The sequence below is a fragment of the Clostridium sp. CTA-7 genome (genome assembly GCF_054768095.1).
Genome location: NZ_BAAAAV010000004.1, coordinates 39,895 through 56,620, shown reverse-complemented (window position 1 = coordinate 56,620; position 16,726 = coordinate 39,895). Strand labels below are relative to the sequence as shown.

At 28.4% G+C, this 16,726-nt stretch carries 11 protein-coding genes and 1 pseudogene; all 12 read left to right on the top strand.

The window, feature by feature from the left end:
- Positions 1-8: 8 nt before the first annotated feature.
- The 12 genes and pseudogenes from xdhB to mprF all read left to right on the top strand — a co-directional run bounded on the left by xdhB (position 9) and on the right by mprF (position 16,426).
- Positions 9-890, top strand: a complete 882-nt coding sequence (gene xdhB / locus ACYUEX_RS09045) for a xanthine dehydrogenase FAD-binding subunit XdhB (RefSeq protein WP_460287744.1) — start codon at positions 9-11, stop codon at positions 888-890.
- Complete coding sequence (xdhC, locus tag ACYUEX_RS09040; RefSeq protein WP_460287742.1) at positions 883-1,356, top strand: xanthine dehydrogenase subunit XdhC; 474 nt, start codon at positions 883-885, stop codon at positions 1,354-1,356. Before xdhB ends, xdhC begins: the two co-directional genes overlap by 8 nt.
- Before the next feature lie 68 nt (positions 1,357-1,424).
- Positions 1,425-2,786, top strand: a complete 1,362-nt coding sequence (locus ACYUEX_RS09035) for an 8-oxoguanine deaminase (RefSeq protein ID WP_460287741.1) — start codon at positions 1,425-1,427, stop codon at positions 2,784-2,786.
- Between the two features lie 80 nt (positions 2,787-2,866).
- Complete coding sequence (locus ACYUEX_RS09030; RefSeq protein ID WP_460287740.1) at positions 2,867-3,445, top strand: NTP transferase domain-containing protein; 579 nt, start codon at positions 2,867-2,869, stop codon at positions 3,443-3,445.
- A 312-nt stretch (positions 3,446-3,757) separates the two neighbouring features.
- Complete coding sequence (locus tag ACYUEX_RS09025; protein ID WP_460287739.1) at positions 3,758-4,978, top strand: YgeY family selenium metabolism-linked hydrolase; 1,221 nt, start codon at positions 3,758-3,760, stop codon at positions 4,976-4,978.
- Positions 4,979-5,599: 621 nt separating this feature from the next.
- Positions 5,600-6,307: pseudogene (locus tag ACYUEX_RS09020) on the top strand (sigma-54 interaction domain-containing protein); the annotation flags it as partial.
- Between the two features lie 27 nt (positions 6,308-6,334).
- Positions 6,335-6,493 carry a helix-turn-helix domain-containing protein gene (locus tag ACYUEX_RS09015; RefSeq protein ID WP_460288186.1) on the top strand — a complete coding sequence of 53 codons (159 nt, stop codon included), beginning with the start codon at positions 6,335-6,337 and terminating at the stop codon, positions 6,491-6,493.
- Between the two features lie 106 nt (positions 6,494-6,599).
- Positions 6,600-7,253 carry an HAD family hydrolase gene (locus ACYUEX_RS09010; RefSeq protein WP_460287738.1) on the top strand — a complete coding sequence of 218 codons (654 nt, stop codon included), beginning with the start codon at positions 6,600-6,602 and terminating at the stop codon, positions 7,251-7,253.
- Between the two features lie 308 nt (positions 7,254-7,561).
- The gene (gene ssnA, locus ACYUEX_RS09005) at positions 7,562-8,890 is read left to right on the top strand and encodes a putative aminohydrolase SsnA (protein ID WP_460287736.1); all 1,329 of its coding nucleotides are present in this window, start codon (positions 7,562-7,564) and stop codon (positions 8,888-8,890) included.
- Between the two features lie 178 nt (positions 8,891-9,068).
- Complete coding sequence (locus tag ACYUEX_RS09000; RefSeq protein ID WP_460287734.1) at positions 9,069-10,805, top strand: hypothetical protein; 1,737 nt, start codon at positions 9,069-9,071, stop codon at positions 10,803-10,805.
- A 74-nt stretch (positions 10,806-10,879) separates the two neighbouring features.
- Positions 10,880-13,441, top strand: coding sequence for a selenium-dependent xanthine dehydrogenase (gene xdh, locus ACYUEX_RS08995; RefSeq protein WP_460287733.1), 2,562 nt, complete (start codon positions 10,880-10,882; stop codon positions 13,439-13,441).
- Positions 13,442-13,900: 459 nt separating this feature from the next.
- On the top strand, positions 13,901-16,426 hold the full coding sequence (gene mprF, locus ACYUEX_RS08990) for a bifunctional lysylphosphatidylglycerol flippase/synthetase MprF (RefSeq protein ID WP_460287732.1): 2,526 nt from the start codon (positions 13,901-13,903) through the stop codon (positions 16,424-16,426).
- The last annotated feature ends 300 nt before the right edge of the window (positions 16,427-16,726 follow it).

The window sequence follows — 16,726 nt, the reverse complement described above, 5'->3', positions numbered from 1 at the left end:
GAATAGAGATGTTTGATATAGAGAATATTCATGGACCTAAGACCATAGAGGAAGCCTTAGACATTTTAGAAAGTAGAGAAAATGTAAAAATAATAGCTGGTGGCACAGATGTATTAATAAAGTTGCATCATGGAAGCATGCAAGGAGTGGAACTTTTAAGTTTAAGAGACATAGAAGAGCTAAAAGATATAAAAACAAATGATGAAGAAGAGATAGAAATAGGAGCTATGGCAACCTTTACTGACATATTTAGAAATGAAATAATAAATGAAAATATATATGTGTTATCTGAAGCAGGTGTTTCCATGGGGGGACCTCAAGTAAGGAATATGGCGACTATAGGTGGAAATGTATGTAATGGAGCAGTTTCAGCAGACAGTGCAACAACTCTTTTTGCTTTAAATGCAACTCTTTTACTAAGGAGTAAGAAAGGAGAAAGGCTTGTTCCTATAAAAGATTTTTATCTTGGACCTGGTAAGGTTAGCATTCTTCCAAATGAAATATTAACAAAAATAATAATAAAAAAAGAAGATTATAAAGGCTACAAAGGAAATTATATAAAATTTAGCAATAGAAAGGCAATGGATATTGCAATGCTTGGAGTTTCAGTAGTTGCACATATAGAAGAAAATAAATTTAAGGATTTGAGAATAGCTTTAGGGGTAGCGGCCCCAACTCCTATAAGATGTGTACAAGCTGAAAATTTTTCTAAAAACTTAGATATAAGCATAGATAATATAGAAAAAATATCAGAAAAAGCTATGTTAGATGCAAAACCAAGAAATTCATGGAGAGGATCTAAGGATTTTAGAACTCACCTAATTAAAGAGCTAACAAAAAGAGGAATATTAGAAGTTATTAAAAGATCAGGAGGCGAAGTTAATGAGTAGCGACTTTATGAAGAAAATAACTCTTATAGTAAATGAGAAAAAACATACTTTAGAAGTAGATATAAGAGAAACACTGCTAGAAGTATTAAGAGAAAGATTACACTATACAGGAGTAAAAAGAGGGTGTTCTGTTGGTGAATGTGGTGCATGTACAGTTTTAGTAGAGGGGACACCTATAGATTCATGTATATATATGGCTGTATGGGCAGACGGTAAAGATGTACTAACTGTAGAAGGATTAGAGAAGAATGGAGAGCTTTCCAATGTGCAAAAAGCATATATAGATGAAGGAGCAGTACAATGTGGCTTTTGTACTCCAGGATTAGTTCTTACAACTACTTCTCTTGTAAATAGTGGGAAAAAATATACGGATGAAGAGATAAAAAGAGAAATATCAGGACATTTATGTCGTTGCACAGGATATCAAAAGATATTTAATGCAACTAAGAAATCTTTAGAAGATTAAAGAACTCTATAAAGTTAAATATAAAAGGGCTTGTGACTATTAAAGTTATAAAATTTGGAGGGGTAAATATGAAAAAAACCTTATTTATAAAAAATATTAAAGCTTTAGTAACCTGTGACGAAAAAGATAATCTCTTTGAAAACGTAAATATATATATAGAAGATGGAATTATAAAATATATAGGTAACGATATTTTTGAAGCAGAAGAAGTAATTGATGCTAAGGATATGTATGTGTATCCAGGACTTGTAAATAGTCATCATCATCTTTTCCAAACCTTCACTAGAAATTTACCACAAGTTCAAAATATGGAACTTTTTGATTGGTTAACTACTTTGTATGAAATTTGGAAGGGAGTAGTTTCAGAATCTGTAAGATATAGTGCTTTAGTTGGAATGGGAGAACTAATGAAATATGGTTGCACAACTTGCTTTGATCATCATTATCTTTTCCCAGAGAAAGCTGAAGAAACTCTTATAGATGCACAATTTAATTCAGCTAAAGATTTAGGAATTAGATTTCATGCTTCAAGAGGAAGCATGAATTTAAGTAAAAAGGATGGAGGGTTACCACCAGATTCAGTTGTGCAAAAGATGGATAAGATATTATATGACTCAGAAAGATTAATAAAAAAATATCATGATGCAAATGATTTTTCTATGAGGCAAGTAGTCTTAGCGCCTTGTGCTCCATTTAATGTAACTGCAGAGTTAATGAAGGAAAGTGCAAAACTTGCTAGAAAATATAACGTAAGACTTCATACACATTTAGCAGAAACATTGGATGAAGAAAGGTATACTCTTGAAAGATTTAATATGAGACCACTTGAATATATGGAAACCCTTGATTGGATCGGTAGTGATGTATGGTATGCTCATGGAATTCATTTTAATGATGATGAGCTTAAGGTTTTAGCAAAAACACAAACAGGAGTAGCGCATTGCCCTATATCAAATATGAAATTATCGTCAGGTATTGCAAGAATTCCAGAAATGATAAATTTAGATGTTCCAGTTGGATTAGCTGTAGATGGAAGTGCAAGCAATGATGGATCTAATCTTTTAGAAGAGCTTAGAGTTTGCTATTTACTTCATAGATTAAATTGGAGTAATAAAGCACCAACAGGTTATGATATACTAAAAATAGCAACAAAGGGAAGTGCAAGAGTTCTTGGAAGAAAAGATATAGGTGAACTTTCAGTTGGAAAAGCAGCAGATTTATTTATGATAAACTCTAATAGAATAGAGTTTATAGGGGCTGAATATGATCCAAAATCAATATTAGGTACTGTAGGTTGTAAATCACCAGTTGATTATACAATAGTAGCAGGAAAAATAGTCGTAAAAGATGGTAAACTTACTACCATAGATGAAGAAAAGACTACTTTTGAAGCAAGAAAAGCAGTAGAAACTTTATTTAGCAAAATATAATAAATTATATTAGTATAATTTTGTGAATTTTCAACTATATATGAAAGCGGTTACTTGAAAATAAGGAAGTAGGTGTAAGAATGAATGCAATAATTTTGGCATCTGGTTTCGGTAAAAGAATGGGGAAAAATAAGCTTTTAATGAAAATCGGTAAAGAATTAATAATTGAAAAAGTAATAAAAACAATAAAGTTAAGTAATTTTTCAAATATAATTTTAGTTGGAAATGATAAAAAGGTTATAGAACTTGCTATTAATTATGGAATAAAGCCTATAAAAAATGAATCTCCAGGTTATGGACAAAGTCAATCCATAAAGCTAGGATTAAAAGAAGCAAATTTAGATTATAACTTTATGTTTTTTTGTGGAGATCAGCCATTTATAGATACAGAATCCATAAATAAATTAATAGATGCTTCTAATTTGTATAAAGAAAATATAATAATTCCTAGATTTATTGATAAAATAGGAAGTCCTGTAATTTTTCCTAAAAGCTTAAAACAGAACTTAGAAAATTTAGAAGGAGATGTTGGAGGAAAAGAAGTAATTAGGAATAATAAAGATCTAGTAAAATATGTAGATATAGATAATTGCTTATTCTTACAGGACATAGATACTATAGAGGATTATAAGGAGTTTATTGAAGTTATAAAAAAATAAAGAAACAGTTATCAAAATGATATAAATTATTATTTTGATAACTGCTTTATTTCTTATAATAGAGATTATTTATAATTATTATAAATATATAGAATTTTTTATCTTATATTTTAAAGACACTGATTAAATAGCAATTTTATTCCATAGATTTAGCTCTTAAAAAATTAATTAATATAAAAGTATATAAGATTAAAAACGTTATTTTGAAAATTAACCTATAAATAAAGATTTAAATATAGATTTGGCACAAATTATGCTGAATATAAATTTAGTTATATATATAGTACATAAATTAAAATGGAGGGGTCCAATATGGATTATAAATATATCTATGAAGAAATTGTAAAGTGTGCAGAAAAGTATAAAGATGATATGAGTAACTTTTTAAGAGAAATAATAGCCATACCTTGTGAAAGTTGCAATGAGGAGCTTAAGATATTAAGAATAAAAAAAGAAATGGAAAAGGTAGGTTTTGATAAAGTAGAGATAGATCCCATGGGAAACATATTGGCTTATATAGGAAGAGGAAGTCATTTAATTGCATTAGATGGACATGTAGATACTGTTGGTGTGGGAGATCCTAGTCTTTGGAATTATAATCCTTATGAAGGCGACGAAGATGAAGAAATAATCATAGGAAGAGGATCCAGTGATCAAGGTGGTGGAATAGCTGCTATGGTATATGCTGGGAAAATAATAAAGGAACTAAATTTAGAAGATGATTATACTTTATTAGTAACATGTACTATACAAGAAGAAGATTGTGATGGCTTATGCTGGCAATATATAATTAATGAGGATAATATAAGACCTGAGTTTGTAGTTATTACAGAACCAACTTCTTGTAATATATATAGAGGTCATAGAGGAAGGGTAGAAATAAGGGTTAGCGCTAATGGAATAAGTTGCCATGGATCTGCACCAGAAAGAGGAGAAAACGCTATATTTAAGATGGCTCCTATATTAAATGAATTAAAAGACTTAGATAAAGAGCTAATGGATAATGACTTTTTAGGAAAAGGAACATTAACAGTATCAGAAATATTTTACTCATCTCCTTCAAGATGTGCAGTAGCAGATGGATGTAGCATTTCAGTAGATAGAAGGTTAACAGATGGTGAGAGCTATGAATTTGCAATAAATCAAATTAAAAATTTACCTTCAGTAAAGAAAGCAAAGGCAGATGTGTCAATATATAATTATGATAAAGAATCTTATACTGGACTTTCATATAAAACAGATTCATACTTTCCAACATGGGTTATTCCAGAAGAGCATGAGGTTTGCCAAACTTTTATAGAGGCTTATAGAAACCTATTTAATGTAGAGCCTATAGTAGATAAGTGGACCTTTTCAACTAATGGAGTATCTATAATGGGAAGATACGGAATTCCATGTATAGGTTTTGGGCCAGGGCATGAAGATCAAGCTCATGCTCCGAATGAAAGAACATGGAAAAGTGAAATGGTAAAATCAGCTGCTATGTATGCATTAATTCCTACAATATATATAAATAAAATAAAAAATAAATAAAGGAAAAAAGAAGTATTAGAATTTCTAAAGCTTCTTTTTTTATACTTTTCTTACCTTCAGTTTTTTAGTGGACATATGTAAGTTTGCGTTGACTTGGAACGGAGTGACGGAATAAGTAAACTTACATATGTCCACTTTTTTATCATTATAATAATTGTAAGGGTAAGGAAAAAATGGTAAGATAATATATGAGAGGATTATAATCAATAATATAAAACAAAAGGTGATAGCATGGAAGAAAAGTTTATTAAGGACATAGCTAGTCGAATAAGTGATGGAATTATAATTTTAAATTCTAACAACAAAGTAATTTATGCAAACAATTACGTAAGAAAAGCCTTAAGTATTGAAAGTATTGATTTAGAAAAGGTAGAAATATCCACATCAGAGGATGCAGATAAAAATACAATAGGATTAAAGGCAAAGGGTATTGAATATGATGGAATAGGGGAATTTTTAGAAACTAATCTAGACTCTTATAATTATAAAAGCATAGTTATATTAAATAAGATATGCAAAAAGAATAAGTGTAATAATATAACAGAAAGTAATGCTTGGGGAGAAATAAAATTAGAATCCGTAATTGGAGAGTCTGAAGCTATGAAAAATATAAAAAGAAAGATTATTAAAATAGCTAATTCAACTTCATCTATACTTATAACAGGGGAAAGTGGAACAGGAAAAGAGGTAGTAGCAAGAGCTATACATTCACAAAGTAATAGAAGAAATAAACCTTTTATTGCTATAAATTGTGCTGCTATACCAGAAGCACTTCTTGAAAGTGAGTTATTTGGATATTCCAAAGGTGCTTTTAGTGGAGCAAATAATAATGGTAGAGTTGGAAAGTTTGAGCTTGCAAATGGAGGAATAATATTTTTAGATGAAATTGGAGATATGCCTCTTTCTCTTCAAGTAAAATTACTTAGAGTTCTTCAAGAAAGAAAATTTTCTAAAATAGGCTCAAATAAAATGATAAACTTAGATATAAGAGTTATAGCTGCAACTAATAAAGATATAAAAGAAATGATAAAAGAAAAGAAATTTAGAGAAGATCTTTATTATAGAATAAATGTAATACCAATAGAAGTACCTAATCTTTCAGAGAGAAAAGAGGATATAAGACAGTTGGTATTAAGTTTTATAGATAAATACTGTACAACGTATAATTTAGAAAAAATAGATATAGAAGACGATGTTATAGAAAAACTTAAAAATTATCCATGGCAAGGTAATATAAGAGAATTACAAAATGCAGTAGAGTTTATGATAAATCTTCTAGATGATGATAACAGAATAACTTGTAGTATATTACCTGATTACATTTTAGAATATTATAGCTCCCATGAAGAAAGCACTTTGGATAATATTATAGATGGAGATTTTATAACATTAGAGGAGCTAGAAAAGAGATATATAAATTATGCATTAGAAAAATATGGACATGATACTAAAGGAAAATCTAAAGCTGCAAAGAAGCTTGGAATAGGACTAGCTACTTTATATAGAAAAAGTTAATTTAATATAAAATAAAATACTTATTTTATTTAAAATATAAACTAAATATAGTAGAATTTTATATAAAATCATATATAGATAAACTATGTTAAGGAAGGTTTTATAAATGAAATACAAATGCTTAATTTTAGATCATGATGATACAGTTACAATGAGTACACCTAATATACATTATCCATCATTTGTAGAGGCACTTAAAGTATTAAGGCCAAATACAGAGATATTAACACTTGAAGACTTTGTTTCAAATTGTTTTAGCCCAGGATTTTCAGAACTATGCAAAGATATTTTGAAATTTAATAAAGAAGAGCAGGAATATCAATATAAAGTATGGACTAGCTATACGAAGTCAAAAATTCCAGAGTTTTATCCTGGCTTCGCAGAGTTAATAAAAGATTTTAAAAATGCAGGTGGAATAATTTGTGTTGCCTCACATTCAGAAAGTGAACAAATTAAAAGAGATTATATGATTAATTGTGGTATAGTACCAGATAAAATATTTGGTTGGGATCTTGAAGTGGATAAGAGAAAACCAAACCCATATCCGATTGAAGAAGTTATGAGGATCTTTAATTTAAGTAGTAAAGATATCTTAGTTGTTGATGATTTAAAACCAGGATTAGATATGGCGAAAAGTTGTGATGTTGATTTTGCTAGTGCAGGATGGTCACATTTAATACCGGAAATAATTGATTTCATGAAAGATAACTCGAATTACTATTTATCAAGTGTTAGTGAATTAAGAGATTTGGTATTATAGAATTGGTTTGAAGTTACTGGAAATTTAAAATGCCTCTGAAAATTATGCTTTAATAGTATAAATTTCAGAGGCTATTTTTTATTCTTAAAATGATAATTACATTTACTAAATTGATAATAAATTTAAATTTTATTAATTTTAAAGTCACTCTATAAAAGCATATTGATTTAAAATAAAAATTTTAATCATCACTAATACTTTTATATAACTAAGTAGAAAAAAATAGAATATAATAATTCAATTATTACAATTTTGGCATGAATAATGCTTTATATAATTTTGATTATATTATACTGGAGGGAAAATAAATGATTTTAATAGGTAATGGTATAGTTATAACTCAGGATATTAATAACCCCATTATAAATAATGGAGCTGTTGCTATAAAAGATAAGGTAATAGTTGAAGTTGGAGATTTTGAAAGCTTAAAAATTAAATATAAGGATTTTGAATTTATTGATGCTAAGGGCAAAGTAATAATGCCAGGGCTTATTAACACACATCATCATATTTATAGTGCTTTTGCAAGAGGAATGGATGCAAAGGAAGATCCAGCACAAAATTTTAATGAAATATTAGAAAGACTTTGGTGGAAGCTAGATAAAAAACTAACACTTGAGGATACAAAATATAGTGCATATACAACATATATTGATTGTATCAAGAATGGTGTTACTACTGTTTTTGATCATCATGCAAGTCCTATGAGCATAACTGATAGTCTATTTACTATAGGGAATGTGGCTAAAGAGCTTGGTATTAGAACATCTTTATGTTATGAAGTATCAGATAGAGATGGATTTAATATAACTGATAAAGGTATAAATGAAAACGTAAACTTTATCAAGTATGCCAATAGAGATTCAAGTGATATGATAAAAGGTCTATTTGGACTTCATGCTTCCTTTACTTTAAGTGATAGAACTTTAGAAAAGTGTGCAAAGGAAATACAAGGACTAAACTCAGGATTTCATATTCATGCAGCAGAAGGAATATCTGATTTACATGAGTCTTTAAAGAATGGTGGAAAGAGAGTAATTGAAAGGCTTTATGACTTTAATATATTAGGAGAAAAAACTTTAGCCATTCATTGTGTTCATATAAATAACAGAGAAATGGATTTGTTAAAATATACTAATACAAATGTAGTTAATAATCCAGAATCTAATATGGGAAATGCAGTTGGGTGTTCTCCAGTACTAGAAATAATTAATAAAGGAATAAATATAGGGATGGGAACAGATGGATATACTAGCGATATGTTTGAATCAATGAAGGTCTTCCCTATAATACAAAGACATAATAGATGTAATCCAAGTGTAGCTTTTAATGAAACATTTAAATTGTTATTTGAAAATAATAGAAATATAGCAAATAGATTCTTTAACAAGGAACTTGGAATATTAAAAGAGGGAGCATATGGAGATGTAATAATAATTGATTATAATCCTTTAACTCCAATGAATAAAGACAACATAAATGGACATATGCTTTTTGGATTTACAGGAAGATCAGTAATTACAACTATTATAAATGGAAAAGTTGTAATGAAAAATAGAGAGTTAATAAATGTTGATGAAGAAAAGATATTCTCAAAATCAAGAGAAGTATCACAAAGATTATGGGATAAAATGTAATAGTTATTAATTAGACATTTTAAATCTTTTAGATATATAGGAGAATATAAAAGTTTGTATTAGCCATAATGGAAGTGACAGAAGAAGTAAATTTATATTTCTAATTTCTTATTTAATAATAAAAATTTATAGCAATATTAATTCATATAAAGTTTATTTGAAGAAAGGTGGAACAACCATGAGTGATGTAATGAAAGTAATGTCTTTTGAAAAAATTCTTGAGCTAACTCTTAAAGATTATTATACAAAAGGAAAAATATTTGGAATAGAAGAAAAAGATTTTTATAGAGATATTGATAATAGTATAGAAATGGATTTTTGTGGAGAATACTTAAGATTTCCAGTAGGCCCTGCAGCTGGTCCGCATACACAATTAACTCAAAACTTTTTAGCAGCTTATCTAACAGGATGCAGATACTTTGAACCTAAGACTGTTCAAATAGTAGATGGAAAAGAAATGCAAGAAATGATAGCAAGGCCTTGTATTGATGTTAAAAATGTAGGATACAATGTAGAATGGTCTACAGAGTTAACAGTTGAAGAAGCAAGAGATGAGTACATTAAAGCCTCAGTATTATTACAAGTTATAGGTATTGAACTTGGACTATCAGATGTAAAAGATTTTATACTTAATATAAGTGTAGGATATGACCTTAAAGGAATTCAATCAAAGAAAATCTCTGACTTTATTGATGACCTTAAAGAGGCAAAGGATACTAAAGCATTTAAAGAGTGTATAGAGGTATTAAAGAAAAATATAAATAAATTTAAAAGATTTAAACTAGAAGATATAGATAAGATTACTTCAAAGGTTACAAATATAATTACACTTTCTACAATGCATGGATGTAAAGCAAGTGAAATTTTAGACATAGCAACTCATTTAATATCTAATAAGAAAATAAATACATTATTAAAATGTAATTCTACATTATTAGGATATGATGCTGTGAGACAAATTTTAGATGATTTAGGCTACAATGACATAGAATTAAAAAGAGAAGATTTTGAACATGACTTACAGTTTGACGTGGCTAAAGAAATAATAACTAAGCTATTACAAACAGCTAAAGAAAATAATGTAACATTCGCAGTTAAGTTAACAAATACATTACCTGTAGTTAATACTAGAAATGTTATGCCAGGGGATGCTATGTATATGTCTGGAAAACCACTTTACCCAATAGCGATAAATGTTGCTAAAAATATTGCTAGTGAGTTTAATGACATAAACATATCTATATCAGGTGGAATAGACAAAAACAATGCATTAGATGTATTTAATACTGGAATTGCACCTATTACTATAGCAACATTATATTTACAACCAAAAGGATATACAAATAATAATTCTGTATTAAATGAAATAAAAAAAGCAGGACATGCACCTGAAGGATTAAATCTTGAAGCTTTAAGTGAATTAGCTAATAAGGCAAAGAATGATACTAATTACAAGAACAAAGGCAACGGTAAAGTCTTAGAAGATAAATTAGAGACTTTTGATTGCTTAAAGAGCTGTGGAATTTGCGTTGATGTATGTCCAAATAGAGCCAATATGAAGGTGGCTGTTGAAGAACTTTCAGCTAATTATCAAATAGCTCACGTTGAAAATATGTGTAATGAATGTGGTAACTGCCATATGTTCTGTCCAAAGGGTGGATTTCCATATCTTAAGAAAACAACTATTTATCAAGATTTAGAAGAGTATAAGAATTCAAAGAATACTGGATTATTAAGAATTGGAGAAGATAAATTCTTATTAAGAGAAGATGGAAAAGAATATATATATGTAGTTAATTCAAAAGAAGATAAGAGCAAATTAGAAATTACTGTTGAAACAATTTTGAAAGATTATCCTTATTATATTGACAAAATAGATGTTTTAAACGAAGACGAATTAAAAAAATATGTATAAATAAGATATCTAAAAGATTCCTTATTTATAAAACACTAAAATTATTAGTTTGATAATTGAAAGGAGCAAGTTAAATGTATAATTTTAGGCTCAATGGTAAAAGTTTATCAGTAGATGAAGATATGAGTTTACTTGATTATTTAAGAGATATAGCACAATTAACATCTGTAAAAAATGGTTGTGCAGAGGGTGCTTGTGGTGCTTGTATGGTCCTAGTAGATGGGGTAGCACAAAGAGCATGTATTCAAAAATTAAGTAGACTTGAAAATAAAGAAGTAATTACAGTTGAAGGAATTAGTGAAAAAGAAAGAGATGCTTTTGCTTATGCTTTTGGTAAATGTGGAGCAGTCCAATGTGGATTCTGCATTCCAGGAATGGTTATAAGTGCAAAGGGATTACTTGATAAAAATTTAAATCCTACTGAAGATGAAATAAAAAATGCACTTAAAGGTAATATATGTAGATGTACAGGATATGTAAAAATCATAAAAGCAATTAATTTAGTTGCAGAGCTTTTAAGAAATAATGAAAAGGTACCTAAGGTTTATTGTAAAGGATTAGTTGGAGAAAATTTACCTAGAATTGATGCCGAGATTAAAACATTAGGAATAGGTAAATACGCAGATGATTTACATTTTGATGGAATGCTTTATGGTTCAGCTTTAAGAGCAAAATATCCAAGAGCTCTAGTTAAAAATATAGATACATCAAAAGCAAAAGCTTTAGAAGGCGTTTATGCAGTAATAACAGCAAAGGATATTCCTGGAGATAGATTTATTGGACATTTAGTTCAAGATTGGCCAGCAATGATAGATATTGGAGAAGAAACTAGATACTTAGGAGATGCAGTTGCCTTAGTAGCAGCTAAGAATAAAAAGATATTAAAAGAAGCATTAACTCTTATAGAAGTAGACTATGAAGAACTTCCACCTGTAACAAGTCCTGAAATAGGTATGAAAGATGATGCTCCAAAAGTTCATTCAAGTGGGAATATATTAAGTAGGCAATATTTAAAAAGAGGAGATGCAGATGAGGCTATAAAAAACTCTAAGTATGTTGTAACTGAAAGGTATAGTACTCCTCCAACAGAGCATGCATTTTTAGAACCAGAATGTGCAGTTGCAAATTATGAAGATGAAGTTTTAACAGTTTATACAGGTGGTCAAGGAGTTTATGATGAGCTTCGTGAAATAGGAAAGCTTTTAAATCTAGACCCAAGCATGCTAAGAATTAAAAGTATGCTTGTGGGTGGAGGATTTGGAGGCAAAGAGGATATGAGTGTTCAGCATCATGCAGCACTTTTGACTTACTTCACAAAGAAACCAGTTAAAGTTGCTTTAAGTAGAAAGGAAAGCTTAATTATTCATCCAAAGAGACATGCTATGGAAATGGAATTTACTACAGCTTGTGATGAAAATGGAATTCTAACAGGAATGAAAGGAAGAATAATATCAGATACAGGTGCTTATGCATCATTAGGTGGACCTGTACTACAAAGAGCATGTACTCATGCAGCTGGACCTTATAATTATCAAAATATAGAAATTGAAGGTATAGCAGTATATACTAATAATCCACCAGCAGGAGCATTTAGAGGGTTTGGGGTTACTCAATCAGCTTTTGCAAATGAATGTAATATAAATAAGCTTGCAGACATGGTAGGACTTTCTCCATGGGAGTTTAGATATAGAAATGCAATTAGACCAGGACAAGTATTACCAAACGGACAAATTGCTGATGAAGGAACTGCTTTAGTAGAAACTTTAGAAGCAGTGAAGGATGCTTACGAAAATAATGAGCATGTTGGAATAGCTTGTGCTTTTAAAAATGCAGGGTTAGGAGTTGGTATTCCAGATACAGGTAGATGTAGAATAGTGATTAAAGATAGTAAAGCAGTTATTAGAACTTCTGCAGCTTGTATAGGACAAGGGCTCGGAACTATAGCAACACAAATTTTATGTGAGACTACAGGAATAAATCCAGAAAATGTTTCAGTAGATAATCCAGATACCTTTACAACTCCAAATTCAGGAACTACAACAGCTTCAAGGCAAACTGTATTTACAGGAGAAGCAACAAGAGTAGCATCTTTAAAGTTAAAAGAGGCATTAAAAAGTAAATCACTAGAAGATCTTGAAGGTCAAGAGTTTTATGGAGAATATGTTTCAGATACAGATCCAATGGGAAGTACAAAGCCTAATCCTGTAAGCCATGTTGCTTATGGATATGCAACTCAAGTAGTAGTTTTAGATGATAATGGAAAAGTAATTAAAGTTATAGCTGCTCATGATATTGGAAGAGCTGTTAATCCTGTAGCAGTAGAAGGACAAATAGAAGGTGGAGTAGTTATGGGACTTGGTTATGCATTAACAGAAGACTATCCATTAAAAGATGGAGTTCCTTTAGCTAAGTTTGGTACACTAGGATTATTTAGATCAACAGGGATTCCAGAAATTGAAACTATATTAGTTGAAAAAAATAAAGCTAGTTTAGCTTATGGAGCAAAGGGCGTTGGAGAAATTGTTGTTGTTCCAGCAGCACCAGCTATGCAAGGAGCTTACTTTAAGCTAGATGGAGAATTTAGAACTAAATTACCATTACAAAATACTTTTTATAAAAAATTAAAAAAAGTTTAAATATAATTATATAAAAACAGCATTAGATTATTAATGCTGTTTTTTATTTTATATACTTTTAAAATAAAAAATATTTATATTACAAAAATGAAAGGATTAAGTAAGGTAAATAAATATCATAAATTATTAAGAGATACTATAATAGAAACATAAGATAAAGTAAATGAGGAGATGATTATTTTGAAAAAAGTTAAGGATGTTTTATCAGTAGTAGCATTAGTATTATTTGCAGGATATAATGAAGAAAAATTCAATCTATAATAGAGAGAATTATTAAATATAAATAAAAGATTAAAAGAAATAATGATATATTAAAATAATCTTAAGATAACCTTAAAATAAACATAAATATTAAGTTTTCTTTTGAAATTAGTTAGTTGATTAATATATACTTATAAGCGTATCATTATTAATTTAATTATTTTAAAAGTATAAAATAAGTTTGTAGGGAGAATTTATATGAAATTAAAACTCGAGAAGAAACTAAAAATGTTAATAAAAGTAGCTTTTATATTAGCTATTTTTACAATAATATTTATGGAGTTTAAGAAACTATTTTTAGACTTTAATGCCAGTGTATTTTACTTTTATAAGGATAAGCTATCTATATTTAGTTTGGTGATTATTGGGATATTAGGAATTGTATCTTATTTTCCTTTATCATTATACGATTTAATCATAAAAGATACTTGTGAAATAGATTTAGATAATAAGAGTCTTTATAGATTTTCTTGGATTGCAAGTTCTATTTCAAGTATTGTAGGTTTTGGAGGCACCTCAGCAATAGCTTTGAAGAGTTACTTTTATTCACCATACATAAAGGATAAAAGCAAATTAGTGAAAGAAGTATCTAAAGTTGTAGCATTAAATTTTACTGGATTTTCTATGGTATGTTTTGTTTATTCTATTTTTAATATTTCAAAATTAAGAGATTTTCAATTAGTTCAATTAGCAATAATAATAGCTTCATTTTATACGCCAAGTCTTTTAATTTATAATTTATTTAGATATAGAAATATAGAGAAACGTAAAGATGCAATTAAAACAATTAAAATAATGTGCACATCTATACTAGAGTGGATAACATCAGTAATTTTAATATTTGGAATATTAACTTTATTAGGAACTGAATTAAGATTATCTCAAATATTCCCTATATATGTAGTTGCATGTGCAATAGGAATAATAAGCATGGTTCCAGGAGGTCTTGGAACATTTGATTTATCATTTATTTTAGGAGTAGGGGCTTTAGGTGTTCCAAAGGAAGAAGCATTATTAGCTCTAGTTTTGTATAGAGTAAGCTATTATATGGTACCTTTATTTATAGGATTAATCTTATTTATAAATGAAATGAAAAAGGGAATAGATAAAAAATATAATAATATATTTACTTCAATTTTAACTAATCTTTCATATACAGTATCATCAATTTTAATATTTTTAACTGGAGTAATGATTTTATTATTTAGAGTAATGCCGCATATGAAGTCTACTTTTAGAAGGATGTATGTAATGAGAGAACCAATAAATAATTTATCTATTACTATGGAAATAGTTATGGGATTTTTACTTATTGCAATTTCAACTATGCTTTTATATAAATCAAAGCAAACTTTTAAAATTGTTATGGTTTTAGTATCAATTGCTTGGACAGGCTCAATAATTGGAGTATATCGTTATTGGCAAACTGGATTTTTGACCTTTGTGATAATTTTCTTGTTTTTAAGTAGACATAACTTTTATAGGAAAAGTTTTGTATTTTCATGGGAAAAACTACTTAAGGATTCAATTGCATTATTTGGATTTTTATTAGTATATCTAATAATGTATTTTCCTAGATTTTCTAATAGGTTGCATAAATTTAGTGCTTACACTAAAGAAATGGTAGAAAATAGTTATAATTACTTATTTATTAGTAGCATAATAGGATTTATAATTTCAATAATATTCATAGGGGTAATTTATTTAATTAATAAAAGAAATAGATATCCATTTGAAACCTTTGAAGATAATAAAGATAAAATAAAAAATATTTTAAGTAATTATAAAGGTAATCCATTAACACATTTAATATATTTAAAAGATAAATATGTATTCATTAATGAAGACAATACAGTTCTTATTCAATATCAAAAACAATCAGATAAATTAGTTGTTTTAGGAAATCCAATAGGAGATAGAAATAGTATATTAAGTGCAATAGAAGAATTTTATGATTTAGCAGATAGATACGGATACACTCCTATATTTTATCAGGTAGATAAAGAAATGATACCTATGCTTCATGAATATGGTTATGAATTTATGAAGCTAGGACAAGAAGGTATTGTAGACTTATCCAATTTTTCTGTATCAGGGAAAAAGACAAGAGGGTTAAGAGCAACTTATAATAAAATAGAAAGAGCTGGATATACCTTTGAGATTATAGAGCCACCCTTTAACAAGGATTTTATAGCTGAGTTAAGAGAAGTTTCTAATGAATGGCTTGGAGAGAGATACGAAAAGGGTTTTTCAATTGGCTTTTTTAATGAAGAATATTTATCATTAGATAAAATGGCAGTAGTTAAAGATGAAAATGGAAAAATTAAGTGTTTTGCTAATTTAATGCCTATGTATGATTCGGAAAGAAGTTTTTCTATAGATTTAATGAGGTATTCAAATGATGCAATAATTGGTACAATGGATTTCCTTATGATAAATCTTATAGCTTATGGTAAAGAGAATGATTATAAGAATTTTGATATTGGAATGGCTCCATTAGCTAATGTAGGGACATCAAAATACTCCTTTATAAGTGAGAAGATTGCAGCTCAAATATGCATTCATGGACAATCGTTTTATTCCTTTACAGGATTAAGAAGCTTTAAAGAAAAATATACAAAACAATGGGTACCAAAATATTTGGCATATAGAAAAAAAAGCTCATTACCATTTACTATGATTCAGATAATATATTTATGTCATAGAAAAGTTAAAGCAAGTTAGAGTTTGTAGTTTATAAAATAAAATTAAATTTTGTAATTAAAATCACCTTTTTAAGTAATTTAGATAAAAACTATTTTATCATTCACTTAGGAAGGTGATTTTTTATAAAAATTTTTAGTGTTACATTACATAAATGAAAGTTTAAAGTAATATACATAAATACTATAAAGTATAGATAAACAATATAATAAATATATAAAGTTAAGCAAGGAGATGATTTTTATGAAAAAAATTAAAGATGTATTAACTGTTGTAGCATTAGTATTATTTGCAGGATATGATGAAGAGAAATTTAATTTA